This is a genomic window from Nonomuraea sp. NPDC050383, from assembly GCF_044459125.1.
In the GTDB taxonomy this organism is placed as follows: domain Bacteria; phylum Actinomycetota; class Actinomycetes; order Streptosporangiales; family Streptosporangiaceae; genus Nonomuraea.
The window spans coordinates 623,352-641,969 of the sequence record NZ_JBITIP010000002.1; the positions used below are offsets into that span (position 1 = coordinate 623,352).

Genomic DNA, 18,618 nt, shown 5'->3' on the forward strand with positions numbered 1-18,618 from the left:
GAGTCGATGCCGACCGAGGTGCGCCGTGAGCGCATGCTGGGCATGCTCATGGAGCAGGAGTTCGCCCGGGTGGCCGAGCTCGCGGAGGCGTTCGGCGTGTCCACCGTGACCGTCCGGGCCGACCTCGACGCGCTGGAGGAGCAGGGCCGGGTGCGCCGGGTGCGCGGGGGAGCGGTCGCGGCCGGGTCGCCGCCGCGCGTCGAGCCGTCGTTCGAGCTGTCGCTCGGCACCGCCGCCGTGGAGAAGGCGCTGATCGGCAAGGCGGCGGCGCGGCTGGTCGCCTCGGGCGAGAGCGTGCTCATGGGGGCCGGCACGACCACCGCGTACGTGGCCAGGGAGCTGGTCGCCCGCGCCGACCTCACCGAGGTCACGGTCTTCACCAACGGGCTGCGCACGGCCCTGGAGCTGGAGCCGGCGCTGCCCCGCTTCGCCGTCGTCGTCACCGGCGGCAGCCTCCGCCGCCAGCAGCACTCCCTGGTCGACCCGCTCGGCACCCGCATCCTGGAGGGCATCCGGGCCGACACCGTGTTCCTCGGCTGCGGCGGCGTCCACCCGGAGGCCGGCGTCACGAACGTCAACCTGCCCGACGCCGAGATGAAGCAGCGGATGCTGCGCGCCGCCGGCCGCCGCGTGGTGGTCGCCGACTCCTCCAAGCTCGGCAAGGTGGAGATGGCGCCGGTCTGCCCGCTGTCCGAGGTGGACCTGCTCATCACCGGCGAGTCCGCGGACGCGTCGGTGGTGGCGGTCCTGCGCGAGCGCGGCCTCAAGGTGGATCTCGTCGGCTGACGCGCGAACGCCCGCCCGGTTGTCCGGGCGGGCGCGCTGGGTGGGCGTGGACCGGGCGAGGTGGTGTCAGTCCGCGAGCGTGACGCGCAGGGACTCCGGCAGCAGGTCGCCGTGGGCGAGCGTCAGGTCGTCGCACATCCGCCAGATCGCGTCCAGCGACAGCGTGGCCGAGGCGTTCGGGTCGGCCATCACCGCGTGCCGCACGTGCTCCGGCCGGCCCTCCTCGGCCGCCCGCACGGTCAGCTCGTTGACGTTCACGTACGACCGGTTGAGCGCCGCGCACTGCGGCGGCAGCGCGCCCACCCGGGTCGGCATGACCCCCGAGGAGTCCACGGCGCAGGGCACCTCGACCACGCAGCCGGGCGGCAGGTTCGAGATGAGGCCGTCGTTGACCACGTTGCCGTACACCACGCGCGGCACGCCGGTCACCAGGCTGTGGATGATCTGCGGCGCGTACTCGCCGGTGCCCTCGACGGACAGCTCCCCGCCGTGGCGCACGGTGTCGCGGGTGCGCTTGTACTCGCGGATGTTCTCCTCGCTGATGCCGACGTACGCGCCGACCGGGATGCGCAGCCGGTCGATCTCGGCGTCGTGGTGCAGCAGCCACGGCACGTACTCGGAGGAGTGCTCGCTCGTCTCGGTCGGGTAGTGCCCGAGCCGCCGGTACATCTCCACCCGGACCCGCCGGCGCAGCTGAGGATCGGCCTCCACCGCCGCGTCGAGCCGCCGGTACAGGTCGGCGCCCTCGTGCTCGAACCGCAGCACCCACGCCTGGTGGTTGACGCCCGCCGCCAGGTAGGTGATCTCCTCGTACGGCACCTTCAGCAGCTCGGCCAGGTCGTGCATCGTCCAGTACACCGAGTGGCAGAGGCCGACCACGCGCCGCACCCTGCTCGCCAGGTACCAGACGTTCATGGCCATCGGGTTGGTGTAGTTGAGCAGCAGGGCGTCCGGGCAGACGGCGCCGATGTCGGTGGCCAGCGCGTCCAGCACGGGGAACGTGCGCAGGGCGCGGAAGACGCCGCCCACGCCGATCGTGTCGGCGATCGTCTGGCGCAGGCCGTAGCGGGCGGGGATCTCGAAGTCGGTGACGGTCGCGTCGTGCCCGCCCACCTGGATCATGTTGATCACGAAGTCGGCGCCGTCGAGCGCGGCCCGCCGGTCGAGGCTCGCGGTGATCTCGGGGCGGGCGCCGCGGGCGGCGGCGATGCGCCGGGCCACCGCCTCGGCCACCTCCAGCCGCTCCGGGTCGATGTCGTGCAGCGCGATCCGGACCTCCCGCAGCTCCGGGTAGGCGAGCAGGTCGGCGATGAGGCCGTGCGTGAACACCACGCTGCCCGCGCCGATGAAGACGATCTTCGGGTTTCTCATGAGGTGGCTTCCTCCCAGGTCGGCTGCGCCGCTGTGCCCCCCGCGGCTCGGGTGGAGAGGGTGCCGCAGGCCACGGCCACCTCCAGGCTCCGCCGTACGGGCAGGCCACGCAGACGGGACGCGATCAGGCCCGCGTCGAAGCTGTCGCCCGCGCCGACCGTGTCCACGACCACGGCCGGGCCCTGGTGAGCCGGCGGCGGCGGGGCCGGGACGCGGAGCGGCTCGCCGTCCACGATCGTCAGGGCGCCCTCAGCCCCGCACTTGACCACCGGCGTCGTGCCCCGCGCGGCCAGCTCGCGCAGCGCCCGCCCGAGCTCGGGGACGCCCGCGATGGCCAGGGCCTCGCGCTCGTTGGGCAGCAGGACGCCGGTCAGCGGCAGCACCTCCTCCAGCCCTTCCCAGCGGCCGGACGGGTCGTCGTTGGTGTCGAGCGAGGTGGTGGCGCCGGCGGCGCGGGCCGCCCGGAACAGGTCCGGCACCCCCTCGGCCAGGAGCGGCTGGAGGTAGAACGAGGAGACGTGCACGTGCGCCACGCGCGCGAGGAGCTCGGGCGGCACGTCGCCGGCGGACGTCCGGCCGAGGCAGCCGGGCGCGGTCAGGATCGCCCGGTCCTGCCCGTCGGCCAGGATGACGGTGAGCGCGGTCGCCGCGCCGGACTCGACCACGCAGGCGGAGACGTCCACCCCGCGGCGTGCGAGCGTGTCCAGCACGAACGCGCCGGCCGGGTCGTCGCCCACCCGGCCGGCGAAGGCGACACGCAGGCCGAGCCGGGCGGCGCCGCACGCGGTGATCGCGCCGGAGCCGCCGAGCACCAGGTCGCCGGTGTCCACCAGCTCCTCGCGCTGACCGAAGGCGGGGCGGCGGGGCGCCCCCGAGACGATCACGTCCGGGTTGGCGTCGCCGACGACGAGCAAGTCGAAGTCCGAGAGGGCCATGAGGAGGACAGTCCCAGCACCTTCGTTATCTTGTCAATACTTTCGCAATGCATCCGGTATTGCCGAAGAAGAGGTGATTAGGCGAAGGTATTGACAAGCTTTCGAAAGTCGCCATGATGGGCTGAACCACGGCCGCTCCACCGGCCCGCCCCCGCCCCCCAGGAGGTTCGGAGATGCTGCGACGACCGGGCGCCCGCACCGCGCCCGCCGGGGTCCCACCGGTGGCGGGCACCGGCCCACGTCCCGGACCCGCCGCCGGCCCGGCACCGTCCCGTCACGGGCCCGCCCCCAGGGAGCCCGCCCCTGGGCCAGGTCGCCGGCGGGCGCCCGGCACGCGCGGAGACGGACGGCTCGCCGCCGCCTTCCTCGCGCCCGTGCTGCTGGGATTCGGCCTGTTCTACCTGTATCCGGCGCTGCGCGGCGCCTGGTACTCGATGACCGACTGGAACCTGCTGTCACCACCGCGCTTCATCGGCCTCGACAACTACGCCCGGCTCGTCCAGGACCCGCTGTTCTGGAACTCGCTCAAGGTCACCGCAGGGTACGTCATCCTCAACCTCGGCATCCAGCTCCTCGCCGGCCTCGGCCTGGCCGCGCTGCTGCACCGGCTGACCCGCTCCCTGGCCCTCCGCTCCCTGCTCCTCATCCCGTGGCTGGTGCCCAGCGTGACCACCGGCCTGCTGTGGATGTGGCTGCTCGACGCCAACCTCGGCTTCGTCAACCACCTGCTGACCTCCGTCGGCCTGCCCAACCAGGGCTTCCTCACCTCCCCGGACCTGGCGCTGCCCAGCGTGGCCGTCATCACCTCGTGGAGCGGCACCGGCTACACGGCGCTGCTGCTGTACGCGGGGATGCTGCTGGTGCCCCGGCACATCTACGAGGCGGCGGCCCTCGACGGCTCCGGCGAGATCCGCACCTTCTTCCGCGTCACGCTGCCGCTGATGCGGCCCATCCTCGCGTTCGTGCTCGTGGTGTCGCTCATCGACTCGTTCCAGCTCTTCGACGCCGTCGCCGTCACCACCAAGGGCGGCCCCGTCAACGCCACCCGGGTCGTCTACTACTACATCTACGAGCAGGCGTTCACCCACTTCAAGATGGGCTACGCCTCCGCGCTGGCGTTGAGCCTCGTGCTCGTCCTCGGCGTGCTGACCTTCGTCCAGATGCGCCTGCTGCGCGCCTCCACCTCGGACCTCACATGAACAGACCGCTCCGCGGCCGGATCGGCCGCCCGATCGCCTGGGCCTGCCTGATCCTCGCCATCGTGATCTCCCTGTTCCCGCTCTACTGGATGCTCCGCACGGCGATCACGCCGGGCCGCGAGCTGAGCGGGGACACCGCCGGGCTGCTGCCCCGGCACCCGACGCTGTTCAACTTCCAGCGGGTGCTCGGCCTGGCCGGCCGGGAGGAGGCGCGGGCGGCCGGCGGATCCGGCGCCGACCTCGACTTCTTCCTCTACCTGCGCAACTCCGTCCTCTACACCGGGCTCATCACCGCCGTGCAGACCATCCTCTGCGCGATGGCCGGCTACGCCTTCGCCCGGCTCCGCTTCCCCGGCCGGGACCTGCTGTTCGGGGTGTTCGTGGCGGCCCTCATGGTCCCGCCGATCTTCACGCTGCTGCCCAACTTCGTGCTCGTCAAGGAGCTCGGCTGGCTCGACACCTTCCAGGGTCTCGTCGCGCCCAGCATGCTCATGACGCCGTTCGCGGTGTTCTTCCTGCGCCAGTTCTTCCTCGGCGTGCCGCGCGACGTCGAGCAGGCCGCCCTCATCGACGGCGCGGGAAAGGGGCTCATCTTCTGGCGGGTGGTGCTGCCGATGAGCCGGGGGCCGCTGCTCACCCTGGCCCTCACCACCGCGGTCTGGACCTGGAACGACTACCTGTGGCCCCTGCTGGTGGCCCCCGGCGAGGAGACCCGGGTGCTGACGGCGGCGCTCGGCATCTTCCTCAAGCAGTCACCGAACACCGCGCCGGACTGGACCGGCCTCATGGCCGGCTCCGCCCTGTCGATCATCCCCGTGCTGCTGCTCGTGGTCTTCTTCGGCCGCCGGCTCGTGGACTCCATCCAGTTCTCCGGCATGAAAGGTTAGCGATGAAAAAGGCGCATCTGGCGGCGGGCGCGCTGCTGCTGCTCACGGCGGCCTGCAGCGGCGGCTCGGGTGGCTCGGGCGGCTCCGGCTCAGCGGATGATCCGGTCACGATCTCGTACGCTCTCTTCGACGACGCCCAGCAGGCCGGCTACCAGCGGTGCGCCGACGCCTTCCAGAAGGCGAACCCCGGGATCACCATCAAGATCACGCAGGCCGCCTGGGACCAGTACTGGCAGAACCTCACCACCCAGATGGTCTCCGGCAGCGCTCCCGACGTGATCACCATGCAGGCGTCGTACTACCCGCAGTTCGTCAAGAACGGTCAGCTCCTCGACATCGAGCCCATGGTGCGGGCCGACAAGGTCGACCTCGGCCAGTACCGGCCCGGCCTGGCCGAGCTGTGGCTCAAGGACGGCAAGAGGTACGGCCTGCCCAAGGACTGGGACACGATCGCGATCATCTACAACGCCACCCTGGCCAAGAAGGCCAAGCTCGACCTGAGCGACCTCACCTGGAACCCCCAGGACGGCGGCACCTTCGAGAAGGCCATCGCCAAGCTCACCGTCGACAGCTCCGGCCGCCACGGCGACGAGCCCGGGTTCGACAAGTCCAAGGTCGCCGTGTACGGCATCACCCCGGAGCTCAAGGACGACGGCCTGGGCCAGAACGGCTGGGGCGACCTGGCGGTCTCCAACGGCTTCTCCTACATCGACAAGAACCCGTTCGGCACCCGCTACTTCTACGACGACCCCAAGCTGGCCGAGACCATCGCCTGGTTCAAGGGGCTGATGGACAAGGGGTACGCGGCGCCGTACGACAAGGTCAGCTCGCTCGGCCCCGACGCGGTGCTCGGCTCCGGCAAGGCGGCGCTCGGCATCACCGGCTCCTGGATGATCAAGTCGTACCTGGAGTCCACGGAGCAGAAGTTCGCCTTCGCCCCGCTGCCGACCGGCCCCCAGGGCCGCAAGTCCGCCTTCAACGGCCTGGCCGACAGCATCTACGCGGGCACCAAGCACCCCGAGGCGGCCTGGAAGTGGGTGAAGTTCCTCGGCTCCACCGGCTGCCAGGACATCATCGCGGACACCGCCGTGGTCTTCCCCGCCATCTCCTCGTCCACCCAGCGCGCGATCGCGGCGCACAAGGCGGCGCACCGGGACATCAGCGCCTTCACCACGGTGGCCGACGCGCCCGGCGGAACGTTCCTGCTGCCGGTCAGCGACCACGCCGACGAGATCAACCAGATCGTGCTCACGGCGCTGGAGGAGGTCTGGCTCGGCCAGAAGGACGCCCGAACCGCCCTGACCACGGCCAACCAGCAGGTCAACGCCCTCTTCGCGAACGACTGACGCCCCGCCCGAGCGCGTGGCGTGCCGCACCCCGGCCGCATCCCCGCCGCATCCCCGCCGGGCCCGCGGGCCGGGCGGGGGGGGGGGGGGGCAGCCGCGGGTGCGGGGCCCGCCCCGGCCCGGGGCCCGCCGGGCGGGGGCGGGGGGGGGGGGGAGGGCCCCCCGGGGGGGGGGCCCGCCGCCCGCTCCCCCGCCGCCCCCCCGCCGGGCCGGCGGCCGGGCCGGGCGGGGCGGGGGCCCGCGGGGGTGCCGGGCCGGCCCCGGCCGGGGGCCCGGCGGGCCGTGGCATGGTGGCGGTAGAAGGCCCTCCGTGGGCGGGGAACGGACGAGGAGATCCTGATGCGCACGTGGCTCACCGAACGGTTCGATCTGAATGTGCCCCTGGTCGGGGCGCCCATGGCCGGGGTGGGAGGGGGCCGGCTGGCCGCGGCCGTGTCCGCCGCCGGGGCGCTCGGTATGTTCGGCGTGCCCTCGGCCGCCGGCCCCGAGTGGATCGCGGATCAGGCGGCCGTCGCCGCCGCGGGCGGCCGGCCGTACGGGATCGGGCTCCTGGCGTGGGCGCTGCCCGGCAACCCCGGCCAGTTCCGGGCCGTCCTCGACGCGCGGCCCGCGATCGTGTCGGTGAGCTTCGGCCCGTACGAGCGCTACGTCGGCGAGCTGCGCGAGGCCGGCATCACGGTCGTCACCCAGGCCGGCACCACCGAGGAGGCGCGCGCCGCCGAGCAGGCCGGGGTGGACGCCGTGGTGGCCCGCGGCGGCGAGGGCGGCGGCCACGGGCGCGGCGAGGTGGCGACGCTGCCGTTGCTGGAGGGGGTGCTCGACGCGGTGCGGATCCCGGTCCTCGCCGCCGGGGGCATCGCCACCGCCCGCGGGCTCGCCGCCGTGCTGGCCGCCGGCGCCGAGGGTGCCTGGACGGGCACCGCGTTCATGGGCTGCGCCGAGACGACGATCTCGGAGGCGGCCACGCGGCGCCTGCTGGAGGCGGGGGAGACCGACACCGCGTACGGGCGGGTGTTCGACGTGGCGCAGCGGCTCGGCTGGCCGGCCGAGTACGGCGGGCGGGCCCTGCGCAACGCCTTCTTCGAGCGGTGGGCGGGCCGGGAGGACGAGCTCGCCGCCGACGAGGACGCGCGCGCCGCCCTGGAGGCGGCCCGGCGGGACGAGGACTTCGACACCGCCTTCGTCTACGTGGGCCAGGGGGTCGGCCTGGTGCGGGAGCGCCGCACGGCGGCCGACGTGGTCGCCGGCTTCGCCGCCGCCGAGAAGCTCCTGCACCGCTTCACCCGCTAGGGCCGTGTGGTAAATCTCGGAAGGCCGTACTATTCTCGTTTTTTACTATGAAGGACGTACACATTTACGAGTGCGACTCTGACGGCTTCCTCTACGACCCCCGCGTCAGGGCCGCGATGGCCCAGTTCGCCGACGGCGACGACGACATGCCGGCGTTCGAGGCGGCCACCGCCGTCCGCACCGCCCACCATGCCGTCGAGCGCATGCGCGCCCATGGCGCCCAGGGCCGGGGGTTGAGCGCGGGCGCGCTCGACCTGCTGGTCCGCCTGAACGGCGGCGAGAAGGGCGTCAGCATCGGAGAGCTGGCCAGGGCCGCCGGGGTCAGCTCCCGCAACGTCACCGGGCTGGTCGACACGCTGGAGCACGACGGGCTGGTCCGCCGGGTACCCGATCCGGGGGACCGGCGCTCGGTCCTGGCCGAGATCACCCCCGCCGGACGGGCCTGGATCGAGGCGTTCCGCAAGCCGTCGCAGCTCGCCATGCGGGCGATGTTCCACGGCTTCAGCCCCGAGGAGCTGGCTGTCCTCCGCGACCTGTGCCTGCGGCTGACCGCCAACCAGCAACGCCTCGCCGACCGCCTCCAGCAGAACGGACAGCAGCCGTGAGACGCCGCACCCACCTTGCCACCGTTCATCCTGAGAGGAGCTCTCCGGCGTCATGGCCTCCATCCGCCACGAGATCGTCATCGACGCGTCGCCCGAGCACATCTGGGACGTGCTGCGCGACGTCGGAGCCGTGCACGAGCGCCTGCTGCCGGGCCGGGTCGCCGGCACCCGGATCGAAGGCGACCAGCGGTTCCTGACTTTTCCCGACGGGCACGTCATCCGCGAGTTGATCGTCGCGATCGACGACGACGCCCGCCGGCTGGCCTACTCCGTCGTCGAGGGCGCGAGGCCCCCGCTGGAGCACCATCACGCCTCCTTCGAGGTCCACCCGGAGGGCGACCGGGCGAGCCGGCTCGTCTGGACCACCGACGTGCTGCCCCACGCGCGGGCTGCGGAGGTCCGCGTGCGCGTCGAACGCGGCGCGCAGGAGATGAGACAGGCCCTGGAAGCCGCGGCGCGTGACCGGTGACCTTGCTCGAATGCCCGCGCTGACCTGGGGAAACACTGAGACTCCGATGGTTGTCAGAGCGGGTGTGGTATGTGGTAGGCTCATCGTAGTTGCAGTGTGGTACCCATGAACGTGTGTGCGCCTGACGGGATCCGACCCCTCGGGCGCATTTTGTTTGCCGGTCATTTCCGGACGGGACATCGCGGCGACGTGGGGCTCGTGACGTGCGAGTCCTGGCTCTGCGCCTATCGAAGGAGATTGACATGGCGACTGGCACCGTAAAGTGGTTCAACGCTGAAAAGGGCTTCGGCTTCATCGAGCAGGACGGCGGCGGCGCCGACGTCTTCGCCCACTACTCCAACATCGCCGGCCGCGGCTTCCGCGAGCTGCAGGAGGGCCAGAAGGTCAGCTTCGACATCACCCAGGGCCAGAAGGGCCCGCAGGCGGAGAACATCACCCCCGTCTGATCCTTCCCGGGGGTGACGCCTCCCCGCCCGGCGCGTTCCGCCCGGGTCTGAGGCACACGACCTGAGCGAGCCGGTCCCGCGCCTGAAGAAGGCGAGGGGCCGGCTCGTCGCGTCTCGGCAGCCGCTCGGCCACCATCATCCGGTGACAGCCGCCGCGGCGGGCGCCGGGTGGGCGGACGAGTTCCGGGACCGCCCCACGGTGAGCCGCTCGCCGGCCCAGAGCGCGAGTGCCCCCGCCGAGAGCACGGCTCCCAGCACGCTCACCCCGGACCATCCGGCGTGCGCCCAGACCAGCGAGGTCAGGGCCGAGCCCGCCGCCCCTCCGGCGAAGTAGGACGTCATGAACGCGGAGTTGACCCGGTTGCGCGCCTCGGGGCGCAGCGCGTACACGACGTTCTGGTTGCTGTTGAGCACGGCCTGCTGGGCGAGGTCCAGCACCACCACGCCCACGACCAGCCACAGCAGGGACCGCCCGCCGAGGCCGATCGGCAGCCACGACGCCAGCATCAGCGCCGCCCCGGCCGCCGTGATCTTCTGCACGTGGCCGCGGTCCGCCAGCCGCCCCGCCACCGACGCCGCCAGCGCGCCCGCCGCCGCGGCCAGCCCGAACAGGCCGATCGCCGACTCCGTCCACCCGTACGCCGGCCCGGCCAGCAGGAACGTCAGCGCCGTCCACAGCACGCTGAACGAGGCCAGCGCCATGGCGGCGATCCCGGCCCGCCACCGCAGCACCGGCTCCGAGCGCAGCAGCCCGAGCGTGGAGCGCAGCAGCGCCGGATAGCTCAGCCCCGCCGAGGTCCGCAGCCGCGGCAGGAACACCCGCAGCAGCACGGCCATCAGCGCCATCAGCCCCGCCTGCACCCAGTACGCGGTCCGCCAGCCGCCCAGGTCCGCCAGCGCCCCCGACGCGGTCCGCGCCAGCAGCAGCCCCAGCACCAGGCCGGTCATCACGGTGCCGACCACCCGGCCCCGCTCGGCGGGCCGGGCCAGGGTCGCCGCGAACGGCACCACCACCTGGGCCCCCACCGAGGTCAGCGCGGCCAGCACCGTGCCTGCCAGGAGGGCCGCGCCGCTCGTCGCGGTGGCCGACACCAGCAGGAACACCGAGGTCGCCGCGTAGAGCATCACCGCCAGCCGCCTGCGCTCCACCAGATCGCCGAGCGGCACCAGCAGGATCAGCCCGAGCCCGTACCCGAGCTGCGCGGCCGTCACCACCAACGCCGCGAGCGACGGCGACAGCCCGAGCTCCCCGCCGATCAGGTCGAGCAGCGGATGGGCGAGGTAGTTGCCCGCCACCGCGAGCCCGGTGGCCGCCGACATCAGCAGCAGCAGTCCCCGCGGCAGACGCCCGTCGCCGCGGTCCATGAAGGTCTTCGTCATGCCGTCCAGCGTGGCCCAGCCGGCATCGATGAGTCCAACACATGTTCGTCATCCGATCCATCGTGCGTCACGATGGATTCGTGGACCTCCAGCAGATGCGTTACGTCGTCGCCGTCGCCGAGACGGGTGGCTTCACCCGCGCCGCCGAGCGCTGCCTCGTCGTCCAGTCGGCACTCAGCCACCAGATCGCCCGCCTCGAACGCGAGCTGGGCGCGCGGCTGTTCGACCGGACCAGCCGTCGCGTCAGCCTGACCCCCGCCGGGGAGGCGTTCCTGCCCGCCGCCCGCCAGGCGCTCGACGCCGCCGAGCGGGCCCGCGCCGAGGTCGCGGCGGCGGCGGGGGAGATCCGGGGCCGGCTGGCGATCGGCATCATCCCCACGGTGGCCGCCGTCGACCTGCCCCGGGAGCTGAAGGACTTCCACGCCCGCCATCCCCGCGTGCGGGTGACGCTCCGCACCGGCACCAGCGAGGAGCTGGCCGAGCGGGTCCGGGAGGGCGGGCTGGACGTGGCGTTCCTCGGGCTGCCGCCTGCGGCCCGGCCCAAGGGCGTGCGCGCCCGGGAGCTGGCCCGCGGCGAGCTGGTCGCGGTCGTCGCGCCGGGCCACCCGCTGACCGGTCAGGACGGCGTCGACCTGCGCCGGCTGGCCGAGGAGACGTTCGTCGACTTCCCGGCGGGCACGGCCGGGCGCGCCCAGTCGGACGAGGCGTTCGAGGCGGCGGGGATCCAGCGCGAGGTGGCGTTCGAGGTGACCGCGGTGGACTTCATGGCGCGGCTGGTCAGGGAGGGGCTCGGCGTGGCGATGATGCCCGCCGCGTTCGTGCCGCAGCTGCCGGGCCTGGCCGTGCTGCCGGTGCGCGACGCGCCCGGCCGCGTGGAGTACCTGGTCTGGAGCCGCTTCCGCCCGGCTCCGGCCGCCGCGGCCTTCCTCGCCGGCCTGGGCGTCCCGGTGGAGGACCGGGACGGCTGAACGGTTACGGGGTGCGGAGCGCCTGCACGGCGTCGTCCGCCGTGCCGTACGTCTGGAAGCGCTTGTCCAGGCCCGTCACGTGCAGCAGCCGTGCCATGCGCGGCCCGATGCCGCTCAGCACCGCCCGGCCGCCCGCGGCCGCCGCGCCGTTGATCGCGGACACCAGGACGCTCAGCCCCGTGGAGTCGCAGAAGTCGACGGCCAGCATGTCGATCACCAGCAGCGGCGGCCCGTCCGGACCGCCGGACACCGCGTCGCCCACGGCTTGGCGCAGCTCTCCCGCCGTGGCGATGTCGAGCTCGCCGGCCAGGGCGATGACGGTCACCCCGTCGTTCCGGTCGGTGGTCCAGGAGAAGCCGGCCCGTCTCGCGCCCGCGCGTTCCACGTGTTTCGGCCCCTCCCACCGCCGCGATCCGGCGGTCCTGCACTGTGCGCTTATGGCGCATACGTTCCGACACACCATGATTGCACAGCGCGAGAGAACGGCGGAACCTCTGGTGACACGCGCCGTCAAGGGCTCCCCGGCCGCCGCGCTCGGCGACCCCCGCTCCGCCGGACGCTTACGAGACGCAGGACGGCTTCCCGCGCCGGTGAAAATTTCACATCTACCCCGATAATTTCGGCTTGCCAGAGCCGCCCTGGGCCCGCGAGGACGCCGTCGTCGTTGACCGCCGCATGCGTGGCCTCTACCGTCCGGATGCCTGGCCCGCAAGCCGGGCCGAAATTTTCGGAATCGGTACCCCCCCGCGGAGGTCGACGTCCATGCCCCCGTCCTCGCCCCAACGCTCAAGGAGCCGCAGGAGTCTCGCGCTGGCCGCCCTGCTCGGGTTGCTGGCCACACTCCTCCTGTACGCGACCCCGGCCGACGCCTCGGCCGCGCTGCGCCAGCACGCCGCCGCCCGCGGCAGGTTCATCGGCACCGCCCTGGCCACCGGGCCGCTGGCGAGCGAGACCGCCTACCGCGACCTCGCCGCCGCCGAGTTCAACCAGGTCACCCCCGAGAACGCGCTGAAGTGGGATGCCACCGAGCCCAGCCAGGGCCAGTTCAGCTTCGGCGGCGCCGACGCGATCGTCTCCTTCGCCGCCCAGAACGACCAGCAGGTCCACGGCCACACCCTCGTCTGGCACAACCAGACCCCCGGCTGGGTGCAGAGCCTCGGCGCCACCGCCATGCGCAGCGCCATGCAGAACCACATCAGCCAGGTCGTCGGCCGCTACGCGTCGAACCCGGCCGTCGTGTCGTGGGACGTCGTCAACGAGGTCTTCGACGACAACGGCAACCTGCGCACCTCGTTCTGGTACAACACGCTGGGCCAGAGCTACATCGCCGACGCCTTCCGCGCCGCCCGCGCCGCCGACCCCGACGCGCGGCTGTGCATCAACGACTACAACACCGAGGGGATCAACGCCAAGAGCACCGCGCTCTACAACCTGGTGAGCTCGCTGCGCCAGCAAGGTGTGCCGGTCGACTGCGTGGGCTTCCAGAGCCACCTCGCCATCCAGTACGGCTTCCCCGGCCAGATGCAGCAGAACCTCCAGCGTTTCGCCGACCTGGGGGTCCAGGTCCGGATCACCGAGCTGGACGTCCGCATGGTGATGCCCCGCGACGCCACCAAGGACGCCACGCAGGCCACCTACTACCGGGACGTGGTCAACGCCTGCCTGGCCGTCACCGCCTGCGCCGGGATCACGATCTGGGGCTTCACCGACAAGTACTCCTGGGTGCCCGACACCTTCTCCGGCCAGGGCGCCGCGCTGATCCACGACCAGAGCTACCAGCGCAAGCCCGCCTACACGGCCGTCCACGACGCGCTCGCCGGCGGCACCGTCACCGACACCACCCCGCCGACCACGCCCGGCACCCCCGCGGCGTCCGGCGTGACGGCGAGCACCGCCACCCTCACCTGGACGGCCTCCACCGACTCCGGCGGCAGCGGCCTGGCCGGCTACATCGTCTACCGGGAGCAGGGCGCCACCGACCCCGAGCTCGGGCGCGGCACCGGCGCGTCGCTCACGCTCACCGGGCTGAGCGCCGCCACGCAGTACCAGGTGTACGTGCGCGCCCGCGACGGCGCCGGCAACCTGTCACCGGCCTCGGCCACCGTCACCTTCACCACGGCCGCCGGCGGCGGGACCGGCGGCTGCTCCGCGGCCGGGACCGTGCAGAGCCAGTGGAGCACCGGCTACGTGGTGCAGCCCGTGACCGTCACCAACACCGGCACCGCCACGATCAACGGCTGGACCGTGACCTTCACCCTGCCCGCCGGCCACGCCCTGACCGGCTCGTGGAACGCCACCCTCACCGTCACCGGCCAGACGGTGACCGCCCGCAGCCTGGCCTACAACGGCACCCTCGCCCCGGGCGCCACCGCCACGTTCGGCTTCCAGGCGTCGCGCCCGTCGGGCGACACGGCCACGCCGAGCGACTACACCTGCGCCTCCTGACCCGGCCCCGGGAGAATCCCCCGCTCACCCGGCCGGACCGCCCGCGAGCAGGCACGACTCCGGACGGCGGCCGGGTGTGGGCGCCCGTCGCAGGGGAATGCGGGCCTGTATGGGGATCAGCACGGACCGGAGCGGCGCACAGCGGATCAGTGAGGAGAGGATCGTCACCGTGTCGTCCTGGCGGGAGCTGGACGACGCGATCAGCGAGGTGAGCGGTCCGCGGGGGTCACACCGGCATGGCGGGAACTCCCACTCCTCGGTGGTGTTCCGCGGCCGCTCACGCCCCCCGCACTCGCACCTGTCCGGGCTCGCCCGGCTGGACGGCGACTACCAGGCCGTGGAGCGCCATCTCATCCGCAACTTCCGCAAGTACGCCCACCGCCAGGCCCCGGGGCCGGCGATCTGGGACTGGCTGGCGCTGGGCCAGCACCACGGGCTGCCCACGAGGCTGGTGGACTGGACGTTCTCCCCGCTCGTCGCCCTGCACTTCGCCACGGCGTCCTGGCCCCGTGAGGAGGCCATGCTCATCGGGCTCGACTGCGAGGCGGCCCACCGGCTGCTGCCGGGGGCGCTGCGCGAGGTCCTGGACCGCGAGGGAGCGCTGCTGTTCACGACGGAGATGCTCGCCCGGCGGGCGCCCGACCTGGACAGCTTCGGCAAGCTGGCGGGCGAGGAGCCGTTCATGGCCCTGTTCGAGCCGCCGTCGCTGGACGAGCGGATCGTCACCCAGTCGTCGGTGCTGTCGGCGCTGTCGGACGTGACGTGCTCGGTGGAGCAGTGGCTGGAGAGCCATCTCGAGCTGTGGTGGGCCTGGCGCATCCCGCCGGAGGTCAAGGCCGAGGTGCGGGAGCGGCTCGACCAGGCCGGCATCAACGAGCGGGCGCTGCTGCCCGGCCTCGACGGGCTGGCCGCCTGGCTGCGCCGCTACTACTCGCCGGAGTCGTGCACCGACCACCAGGGCGACGAGTGCGCCCCCGGCAACACCGGCAACGCCTGAGCTCAGGAGGTCCCGAACTCCGAGACGTTCGCCTTCGTGGCCACCTTCACCGGCACGGCCACGGTCTTCGGGATCGTCTGGCCCTTGGCCGCCTTCACCGCGGCATCCACCGCCTGCTGGCCGAGCAGCTTGGGCTGCTGGGCGATCGTCGCGGTCATGGTGCCCGCCTGCACCGCCTTGAGGCCGTCGGGCGTGCCGTCGAAGCCGACCACCTTGACCTGCCCGCCCGCCTTGGCGCCGAGCGCCTTGATCGCGCCGAGCGCCATCTCGTCGTTCTCGGCGAACACGCCGGTCAGGTCGGGGTGCGACTGCAGCAGGTTCGTCATGACGTCCAGGCCCTTGGTGCGGTCGAAGTCGGCCGGCTGCCTGGCGACCACCTGGATCCCCGTGAACGCCTTGATGCCCTCGGCGAATCCCTGGCCGCGGTCGCGGGAGGCGGACGTGCCCGGCGTGCCCTGCAGGACCACCACCTTGCCCGCGCTGCCCAGCGCCTTGGCGAGCTGCTGGGCCGCCATCCTGCCGCCCGCCACGTTGTCGGAGGCGACGGTCTGCGCGACCTCGGCGCCGTTGACGCCGCGGTCGGCGGCGATCACCGGGATGCTGGAGCGGTCGGCCGCCTTGACCGCGGGCGCCGCCGCGTCGGAGTCGACCGGGTTGATGATGATCGCCTTCATGCTCTGGCTGGTGAAGTTCTGCACCTGGTTCACCTGCTGGGAGGCGTCGTTCTGGGCGTCGGTGACGGTGAGCGCGGCGCCGAGTTTGGCGGCCTGCGCCTGGGCGCCGTCCCTGAACTGCACGAAGTACGGGTTGTTCAGCGTCGAGACCGACATGCCGAGCTTGACGCCGCCACCGGCGGACGAGCCACCGCCCGACGAGCCCGGCGAGCCGGACGAGCCGCACCCGGTCACGCCCGCCACGAGCGCCGCCACCAGGGCGGCCGGAGCCAGGACTGTCGCGGAGATCCGCATGATCTTCCCCCTTAGGACGTTTCCCTCCGGCGCAGGGTGTCGACGAGGACCGCGAGCGCGATGACCACGCCGATCACCACCTGCTGCCAGAAGGCCGAGACCGACAGCAGGTTGAGGCCGTTGCGCAGGACGGCCAGGATGAGCGCGCCGACGAACGTGCCGAGCGCCCGTCCCTTGCCCCCGGACAGGCTGGCTCCGCCGATGACCACGGCCGCGATCGCGTCCAGCTCGTAGCCGGTGGCGGCCTGCGGCTGGGCCGAGGCCAGCCGGCTGGCCAGCACGATGCCGGCCACCGCGGCGAACCCGCCCGACAACGCGTACGTGATGAGCTTCTGCCGGTTCACCTTGATGCCGGACAGGCGGGCGGCCTCCTCGTTGCCCCCGATGGCGTACATGGCGCGGCCGGGGTAGGTGCGGTTGAGGATCACGGCCGCGATCACGCCCATGACGACCATCACGATGACGGGCACGGGCAGGTAGCGGCCGAGGGTGTCGCCGAGGTGGGCCACCGTCTCGGGCAGCGCGATCGGGCTGCCCTGCGAGATGACGAGCGCCAGGCCGCGGGCGACGCCGAGCATGGCCAGCGTGGCGATGAACGGCGGCAGCTTGCCGTACGCGATGAGGACGGCGTTGACCAGCCCGCAGGCGACACCCACGGCCAGCGCGACGACGGTGGCGATCGGCCATGGCCAGCCGGCGGAGGTGGCCGTCCAGGCGAGCACGATCGCGGACAGAGCGGCGACGGACCCGACCGACAGGTCGATGCCGCCGGTGACGATGACGAACGTCGAGCCGAACGCCAGGATCGCGGTGACGGAGGCCTGGACGCCCACGTTGAGCAGGTTCGTGAGGCTGAGGAAGTCGGACGACAGCAGCGACAGCCCGACGACGAGCACGACGAGCGCGACCAGCGCGCCGTTCTCGGCGAACCACACGGCCGCCGGAGAGCGGCGCTGGACGAGGACGTTACCGGACACGGCCACCCTCCACCTCCGAGACGGCCAGCGCCATCACGCCGTCCTGCGTGGCCTCCGAGGCCGGGAGCTCACCGACGAGCCGGCCGCGCGCCATGACGAGGATCCGGTCGCTCATCCCGAGCACCTCCGGCAGGTCGCTGGAGATCATCAGGACGGCGTCGCCGGAGGAGGTGAGCTCGTTGATGAGCTGGTAGATCTCGACCCGGGCGCCCACGTCGACGCCCCGGGTCGGCTCGTCGAGGATGAGCACGCGGGCCCCGGCCACCAGCCACTTGCCGATGACCACCTTCTGCTGGTTGCCACCGGACAGGGTGCGGACCTCCTGGTCGAGCCCGGTCATGCGGATGGCGAGCTGGTCGGCGACCTTCGCGGCGGCCGAGCGCTGGCCCTTGCGGTCGACGAACCCGGCCCGGGTGGCCTCGCGCAGGGTGACCAGCCCGAGGTTCTCGTCGACGGCGGCGCCCAGCACCAGACCCTGGCCCTTGCGGTCCTCCGGGACGAGCCCGAGCCCGGCCGCCATCGCCGCGTGCACGTCGCCGGGCGGCAGCCGCCGGCCGTTCACGGTGACCTGGCCCGCGTCGTAGCGGTCGGCGCCGAACAGCGCCCGCGCCACCTCCGTCCGGCCCGCCCCCACGAGCCCGGCGACGCCGACCACCTCGCCCGCGCGCACCTCGAACGACACGTCGGAGAACACGCCCCGGCGGGTCAGCCCCGCCACCTTCAGCAGCGGGTCGCCGGCCCGGCCCCGCTCGCGCGGGAACTGCTGCTCGATGGGCCGGCCGACCATGAGGCGGACCAGCTCGTCGTGCGCCGTGCTCGCCGGCACCTCCGCCACCGAGCGGCCGTCGCGCAGCACGGTCACCCGGTCGCCGATCTCGGGGATCTCCTCCAGGTGGTGGGTGATGAACACGATCGACACGCCCTCGTCGCGCAGCTGCCTGACGATCGCGAACAGCTTCTCCACCTCGCCGGTGGTGAGCACGGCCGTGGGCTCGTCCATGATGAGGATGCGCGCGTCCAGGGCGAGCGCCTTGGCGATCTCCACCATCTGCATGCGCGCGATGCCGAGCCGCCCGACCGGCGTGCGCGGATCGACCCGGACGTCCACGCGGGCCAGCAGGGCCTCCGCGTCCCGCTCCATGCGGGCGGTGTCCACGAGGCCGAACCGGCGGGGCGGGCGGCCGAGCGCCAGGTTCTCCGCGACCGTGAGCTGGGGGACCAGGTTGAACTCCTGGTAGATGGTGGCGATGCCGAGCGCCCGCGCGTCACCGGCCGACCGGATCCGCACCGGCCGCCCGTCCATCAGGACCCGGCCGCCGTCCGGGTGGTAGGCGCCCGACAGGATCTTGATCAACGTGCTCTTGCCGGCGCCGTTCTCGCCCAGCAGCACGTGGACCTCGCCCGCGCGCAGGCTCAGATCCACCCCGTCCAGGGCGAGGACGCCCGGGAACTGTTTGCGCAGGCCCTCGGCCCGGAGAATGTCCTCCGTCACGTCGTGATACTTGCCGATAACGCGCCGTCGAACCTCAAATGCGCAGGTGAGATGGGG

Annotated in this window: 18 protein-coding genes; 11 read left to right on the forward strand and 7 right to left on the reverse strand. The window is 72.8% G+C overall.

Annotated features, from left to right (window positions below):
* Positions 1-6 precede the first annotated feature (6 nt).
* Entirely contained in the window at positions 7-786 is a 780-nt protein-coding gene (locus tag ACIBG4_RS07590; RefSeq protein WP_310712700.1) for a DeoR/GlpR family DNA-binding transcription regulator, read from the forward strand.
* 66 nt (positions 787-852) lie between these two features.
* On the opposite strand, the gene ACIBG4_RS07595 is transcribed toward ACIBG4_RS07590, so the two are convergent.
* Together ACIBG4_RS07595 and ACIBG4_RS07600 are read right to left on the reverse strand one after the other, a co-directional pair.
* The gene (locus tag ACIBG4_RS07595) at positions 853-2,157 is read right to left on the reverse strand and encodes an alpha-glucosidase/alpha-galactosidase (protein WP_397201127.1); all 1,305 of its coding nucleotides are present in this window, start codon (positions 2,155-2,157) and stop codon (positions 853-855) included.
* Complete coding sequence (locus ACIBG4_RS07600; protein WP_397201128.1) at positions 2,154-3,092, reverse strand: carbohydrate kinase family protein; 939 nt, start codon at positions 3,090-3,092, stop codon at positions 2,154-2,156. Before ACIBG4_RS07600 ends, ACIBG4_RS07595 begins: the two co-directional genes overlap by 4 nt.
* Before the next feature lie 173 nt (positions 3,093-3,265).
* Between ACIBG4_RS07600 and ACIBG4_RS07605 the strand changes: the two genes are divergently transcribed.
* The 7 genes from ACIBG4_RS07605 to ACIBG4_RS07635 all read left to right on the forward strand — a co-directional run bounded on the left by ACIBG4_RS07605 (position 3,266) and on the right by ACIBG4_RS07635 (position 9,334).
* A complete protein-coding gene (locus ACIBG4_RS07605) occupies positions 3,266-4,291 on the forward strand; it encodes an ABC transporter permease subunit (protein WP_397201129.1) in 1,026 nt (341 codons plus the stop codon).
* Positions 4,288-5,178, forward strand: coding sequence for a carbohydrate ABC transporter permease (locus ACIBG4_RS07610; RefSeq protein ID WP_310712706.1), 891 nt, complete (start codon positions 4,288-4,290; stop codon positions 5,176-5,178). Before ACIBG4_RS07605 ends, ACIBG4_RS07610 begins: the two co-directional genes overlap by 4 nt.
* Positions 5,179-5,180: 2 nt before the next feature.
* Positions 5,181-6,524 carry an ABC transporter substrate-binding protein gene (locus tag ACIBG4_RS07615; protein WP_397201130.1) on the forward strand — a complete coding sequence of 448 codons (1,344 nt, stop codon included), beginning with the start codon at positions 5,181-5,183 and terminating at the stop codon, positions 6,522-6,524.
* A gap of 339 nt (positions 6,525-6,863) precedes the next feature.
* Positions 6,864-7,814, forward strand: a complete 951-nt coding sequence (locus ACIBG4_RS07620) for an NAD(P)H-dependent flavin oxidoreductase (protein WP_397201131.1) — start codon at positions 6,864-6,866, stop codon at positions 7,812-7,814.
* A 47-nt stretch (positions 7,815-7,861) separates the two neighbouring features.
* Positions 7,862-8,419, forward strand: a complete 558-nt coding sequence (locus tag ACIBG4_RS07625) for a MarR family winged helix-turn-helix transcriptional regulator (protein WP_397201132.1) — start codon at positions 7,862-7,864, stop codon at positions 8,417-8,419.
* Positions 8,420-8,471: 52 nt separating this feature from the next.
* Positions 8,472-8,888 carry an SRPBCC family protein gene (locus ACIBG4_RS07630; protein WP_397201133.1) on the forward strand — a complete coding sequence of 139 codons (417 nt, stop codon included), beginning with the start codon at positions 8,472-8,474 and terminating at the stop codon, positions 8,886-8,888.
* A 242-nt stretch (positions 8,889-9,130) separates the two neighbouring features.
* Entirely contained in the window at positions 9,131-9,334 is a 204-nt protein-coding gene (locus ACIBG4_RS07635; protein WP_310712710.1) for a cold-shock protein, read from the forward strand.
* A 135-nt stretch (positions 9,335-9,469) separates the two neighbouring features.
* On the opposite strand, the gene ACIBG4_RS07640 is transcribed toward ACIBG4_RS07635, so the two are convergent.
* The gene (locus tag ACIBG4_RS07640) at positions 9,470-10,714 is read right to left on the reverse strand and encodes an MFS transporter (RefSeq protein WP_397201134.1); all 1,245 of its coding nucleotides are present in this window, start codon (positions 10,712-10,714) and stop codon (positions 9,470-9,472) included.
* Between the two features lie 80 nt (positions 10,715-10,794).
* Between ACIBG4_RS07640 and ACIBG4_RS07645 the strand changes: the two genes are divergently transcribed.
* Complete coding sequence (locus tag ACIBG4_RS07645) at positions 10,795-11,682, forward strand: LysR family transcriptional regulator (RefSeq protein ID WP_397201135.1); 888 nt, start codon at positions 10,795-10,797, stop codon at positions 11,680-11,682.
* 4 nt (positions 11,683-11,686) lie between these two features.
* On the opposite strand, the gene ACIBG4_RS07650 is transcribed toward ACIBG4_RS07645, so the two are convergent.
* Positions 11,687-12,067 carry an STAS domain-containing protein gene (locus tag ACIBG4_RS07650; protein WP_397201136.1) on the reverse strand — a complete coding sequence of 127 codons (381 nt, stop codon included), beginning with the start codon at positions 12,065-12,067 and terminating at the stop codon, positions 11,687-11,689.
* Positions 12,068-12,444: 377 nt separating this feature from the next.
* Between ACIBG4_RS07650 and ACIBG4_RS07655 the strand changes: the two genes are divergently transcribed.
* Complete coding sequence (locus ACIBG4_RS07655; RefSeq protein ID WP_397201137.1) at positions 12,445-14,127, forward strand: endo-1,4-beta-xylanase; 1,683 nt, start codon at positions 12,445-12,447, stop codon at positions 14,125-14,127.
* A gap of 109 nt (positions 14,128-14,236) precedes the next feature.
* A complete protein-coding gene (locus ACIBG4_RS07660; protein ID WP_397201138.1) occupies positions 14,237-15,124 on the forward strand; it encodes an FRG domain-containing protein in 888 nt (295 codons plus the stop codon).
* Between the two features lie 2 nt (positions 15,125-15,126).
* Here the strand turns inward: ACIBG4_RS07660 and ACIBG4_RS07665 are convergent, their stop codons facing one another.
* The 3 genes from ACIBG4_RS07665 to ACIBG4_RS07675 are packed head-to-tail and all read right to left on the reverse strand — an operon-like array spanning position 15,127 to position 18,561.
* Positions 15,127-16,092 carry a substrate-binding domain-containing protein gene (locus ACIBG4_RS07665; protein ID WP_397201139.1) on the reverse strand — a complete coding sequence of 322 codons (966 nt, stop codon included), beginning with the start codon at positions 16,090-16,092 and terminating at the stop codon, positions 15,127-15,129.
* 11 nt (positions 16,093-16,103) lie between these two features.
* Positions 16,104-17,069 (reverse strand): ABC transporter permease, encoded by a 966-nt coding sequence (locus tag ACIBG4_RS07670; protein ID WP_397201140.1) that lies wholly within the window; start codon positions 17,067-17,069, stop codon positions 16,104-16,106.
* Positions 17,059-18,561, reverse strand: coding sequence for a sugar ABC transporter ATP-binding protein (locus ACIBG4_RS07675; RefSeq protein ID WP_397201141.1), 1,503 nt, complete (start codon positions 18,559-18,561; stop codon positions 17,059-17,061). Before ACIBG4_RS07675 ends, ACIBG4_RS07670 begins: the two co-directional genes overlap by 11 nt.
* Between the last annotated feature and the right edge of the window lie 57 nt (positions 18,562-18,618).